Source organism: Streptomyces boncukensis (assembly GCF_011045075.1).
Taxonomy (GTDB): domain Bacteria; phylum Actinomycetota; class Actinomycetes; order Streptomycetales; family Streptomycetaceae; genus Streptomyces; species Streptomyces boncukensis.
On record NZ_JAAKZZ010000621.1, the window covers coordinates 1 to 3836 of the forward strand.

General features: G+C 71.5%; 3 protein-coding genes and 1 pseudogene. 1 reads left to right on the plus strand and 3 read right to left on the minus strand.

Annotated elements, in window-relative coordinates:
* Nucleotides 1-136 precede the first annotated feature (136 nt).
* Both G5C65_RS33120 and G5C65_RS33125 read right to left on the minus strand, forming a co-directional pair.
* The gene (locus G5C65_RS33120; RefSeq protein WP_165302768.1) at nt 137-928 is read right to left on the minus strand and encodes an aldose epimerase family protein; all 792 of its coding nucleotides are present in this window, start codon (nt 926-928) and stop codon (nt 137-139) included.
* Nucleotides 925-2199, minus strand: a complete 1275-nt coding sequence (locus tag G5C65_RS33125; RefSeq protein WP_165302769.1) for an RNA-guided endonuclease TnpB family protein — start codon at nt 2197-2199, stop codon at nt 925-927. The genes G5C65_RS33120 and G5C65_RS33125 overlap by 4 nt, the downstream gene beginning before the upstream one ends.
* A gap of 59 nt (nt 2200-2258) precedes the next feature.
* Between G5C65_RS33125 and tnpA the strand changes: the two are divergent.
* Nucleotides 2259-2483: pseudogene (gene tnpA, locus G5C65_RS40880) on the plus strand (IS200/IS605 family transposase); the annotation flags it as partial.
* Between the two features lie 70 nt (nt 2484-2553).
* Here tnpA and G5C65_RS33135 read toward each other — a convergent pair.
* Nucleotides 2554-3501, minus strand: a complete 948-nt coding sequence (locus tag G5C65_RS33135; RefSeq protein ID WP_165302770.1) for an SRPBCC family protein — start codon at nt 3499-3501, stop codon at nt 2554-2556.
* Between the last annotated feature and the right edge of the window lie 335 nt (nt 3502-3836).

The window sequence follows — 3836 nt, forward strand, 5'->3', positions numbered from 1 at the left end:
GGGTCGGCGGGGGGTGGCGTCCGGGGTATCGCAGTCTCGGTCATCGGTACCTCGAATTCCTCGACGCTTGAAGAACGGGCCGCTCTCCAGGCACGTGAGCCTAAGGGCAGACATTCGAGGCACACAATGGAGGGAGTCACGACAGGCGGCGCCACTCCCAGGCCGTGCGGACCTCCAGCGGGTCCAGCGGAGTCACCAGGCGGGGACGGGAGTTGAGGCCGTTCGGGGGGCCGGACTGCGGCTCCACGCACACCCCCTCCCGCTGCTCGTCGAAGACGACGACCCACTCCGCGCGGCTCGTCACCCGCACCTCCAGCTCGCCGGGCCACGTCAGGATGGCGTCGACGCCGTCGGGCATCCCGAAGCAGTCGTCCCACGGCCCCGGCAGCGGCGCGATCCGCTTGCCGGTGGGGATGTGGTCCTCGCCCCGCTCCTCCTGCCACTCGGCGGTGAAGTCGATACGGACGTCCTCGCCGCCCGCGCCCAGATTCCGCAGGAACCACGGGTGCCAGCCCGCCTGGGCCGGGAAGGACGCGTCCGTCGCCTCGACGCCCAGCGTGAGGGTGAGGCCGCCGCCGTCCTCGGCCAGTTCGACGAGCTGGGTGACCCGGCCCTCCCAGGGCCAGGGGTCGGTCAGCACGCAGACGAACGCCGCGGAGCGGGCATCGGCGCGCGCCGTGCGCCAGGCGGTGTCCCGGACCGTGCCGTGGATCGCGTGCGGACCGCTGTTGAGGGGGAGTTGGTACAGCTCGCCGCCGTTGCGGAAGCGGCCGCCGTCGGTACGGCCGCACCACGGGGCCATCACGAACGAGCCGTACTTCGCGCCCTGCCGCAGCAGCTCCGTGCCGCCCACCTTCAGGGAGGCGATCCGGCAGCCGTTCTCGGGCTCGACGGTCAGCTCGGTGTCTCCGGCGCGCAGAACAGTCATACGGCGACTTTGACGTGCTCCCTGGCCTGAAGTCCAGTGATTCCGGCCTGGGTCGTCTGACCTTTTCGGGGGCTTCCTGTTTCACCGCGCTGTGCGGGCACGTGTGCCCGTCTTACCGGCACTCCACAGGCGTTTAGCGTCTCCACCCGTCCGGTGGCGACGATTCGACGTCCTTCGAAGAGGACGTTACGGGCCGCGTTGTGGTCGCGGTCGTGCACAGTGGCGCACTCGCCGCACGTCCACGCGCGGACGTGCAGTGGCTTGGGGCCGTCCCGGAATCCGCAGACCGAGCAGACCTGAGAGGACGGAAAGGTCCGGTCCACCTTGGCGAAGGTGCGGCCGTGCTTGACGGCCTTGTACTCCAGCATGGCCGTGAATGCGGACCATCCCGCGTCGTGCACGGACTTGGCGAGCCGGGTGCGGCCGAGGCCGGAGACCGCGAGGTCTTCCACGTACACCGCTTGGTTGTCGCGAATTATCTGTGTGGAAGCCTTGTGGTGCCAGTCCCGGCGCCGGTCCGCCACCTTGGCGTGCTGGCGTGCGACCTTGATCCGGGCCTTGGCCCGGTTCTTCGATCCCTTGGCCTTGCGGGAGTGCTCCCGCTGAAGGCGCTCGAGTTTCTTCTCGGCCCGGCGCAGGAAGCGGGGGCTGTCGATCTTCCTGCCGTCGGACAGGACGGCGAAGGCGGACAGGCCGAGATCGATACCGGACTCCGCTTCCACCTCGGGGAGGATGTCCGGCTCGGTGTCCACAACGAAGCTGAGGACGTACCGGCCGGAGCTGTCTTTGGTGACGGTCAGGGACGTGGGCGCGGCCGGAAGCCGACGGGACCACGTGACATTGAGGTTGCCGACCTTGGCCACGTACACCGTGCCATCGCCCTGGAGGGAGAAGGCATTGGTGTTGAGGCGGATCGACTGCCGGGTGTCCTTCTTCGATTTGTAGCGGGGCGGGCCGGTCTTGCGGCCCTGCCGCTTGCCCTTGACCGAATCGAAGAAATTCTTGTAGGCGGTGTCCAGGTCCCGCAGAGACTGTTGCAGGACGACCGCCGACACATCGGCGAGCCAGGCGCGTTCCTCGGTGTGCTTGGCCTGGGTGATGCGAAGCCGGGACAGCTCGGCCGACTTCATGTACGGCAGTCCTGCCGCGTGCGCTTCCTTGCGGTCGCGCAGGCAGTCGTTCCACACCACGCGGGCGCACCCGAACGCACGTGCCAGCGCACGGCGCTGGGAGGCGACCGGGTAGGCCCGGTAGTTGTAGCGGAGCTGCACACCCAAGATCCTACTGCGATCGGTCTCACGGATGGGCAGAACGACTACAGGCGCGTCAGCATGTTGTTTCTGCGATGCATGACCCGCCCAAGGTCGCCGTCTCCAAGCTTGTCAACAACCTCAAGGGTGTCTTCGCTCGCCGGATACGGCAGGAGGTCACCGCCCGGATCAACCGCGCCATCACGCACGGGCACCTGTGGTCGCCCTCGTATTTCTCCGCATCGTGCGGCGGAGCACCCTTGGCGATCGTCCGCCAGTACATCGGGCAGCAAAAACGTCCGCTCTCAGGTGCACGTCACAGCAGCCTTGAGATGCATTCATCCGCCCGTTTCCTGTGCGCCCGTCGCGGGGCGCTCAGCGGCGGCGGCGCAGGGCCCGGCTCAGCACCACCGCACCGGCGACGACCACCGCAGCCGCCGGAGCCGCCCAGCGGAGCGTGGCGGCCCCCGAGGCGGGCTCGGGTGCCGGAACGGGCGCGTACCGGCCGCGCGGCGGCGCGTGGTCCACCTCCTCCGCGCTGCGCCCGATCATCGTGCGGCGGGCGTGCGCGGCCTCGGCCTCGGCGGCACCCGGCGCGCCGCCCTGCGCCGAGTCCAGCGAGGAGGGCGGGACGTCCGTCTCGAAGAGGCCCGTGCGCTCCGGCTCCGGTTCCGGTTCCGGCGCAGCCCCGGATTCCGGTCCGGATTCCGGTCCCGGTCCCGGCTCCGCCGACTCCGGCTCGGGGATGCCCGGGATCGCGCGCTCGTTGTCGCCGGGGGCGCCGATGCCGCCCGCGACGGGCGGCGGGTCGTCGCGCAGGCCGTCCGCCAGGGCGCTGCCGAAACGGTCCAGCAGACGGGTGCCGGCGGCGGCCGCCGCACGGTCCTCCACGTCGCCGATACGGCCGGTGCCGGTCACCGTGCCGCTGCACACCAGCCGGGTGCCGTCGGCGGCGCCGGTGTCGGCGGCGTCGGTCTCGGCGGCGGGGCGCGGGACGACGGTGAGCACCAGCTTCACCGTGCCGCTGCCGCGCGCCTCGGCGCCGTTGCCCTCGACGGCGAAGCCGTCGGGCACGCCGTCGGCGCCCTCGCGCGGGGTGAGGGCGAGGCTGCCGCGGTAGGTGATGGTCGAGCCGCCGATGCGGACCCGCATCCGGCCCGTCAGGCTCCCGCCGCCTGCGCCGGGAGCGGCCCCCTGCTCCGGTGCCGCCGCGCCCTCCGCGTCCTGCTGGAGGCCGGGCACACAGCGGGCCACTCGCTCGTGGTCGGCCAGTGCGGCTCGTACAGAGCCGATGGGAAACGGGATGTACACCTCGTGCTCCATGGTGCGGAGCCTATTACTCGTGACGGCGCCACACCTATGGGCGGGCCGGAACCGGGGTGTCCGGTGTCTCCCGGTACCCGGTGTCGGGGCGGGGCGTCCCGGGTTCGGGCTGCCCCTGCGCGTGCTTCGCGGGCCGCCGGTCCGTCGTGGTTGCGCGCGCAGTTCCCCGCGCCCCTGACGGGGCGCCCGACGTCGCGCTCTCAGTCCGTGTAGCGGGGGTGCATCAGGGTGGACGGGGGGAGGCCCGTCAGCCGGGTGGACTCCGCTCGGGCGCGCGCCTCGGCGTAGTGGTGCGCGGTCAGCGCGCGGGGCCGGGGCAGGGCGGGCGCCGAGGA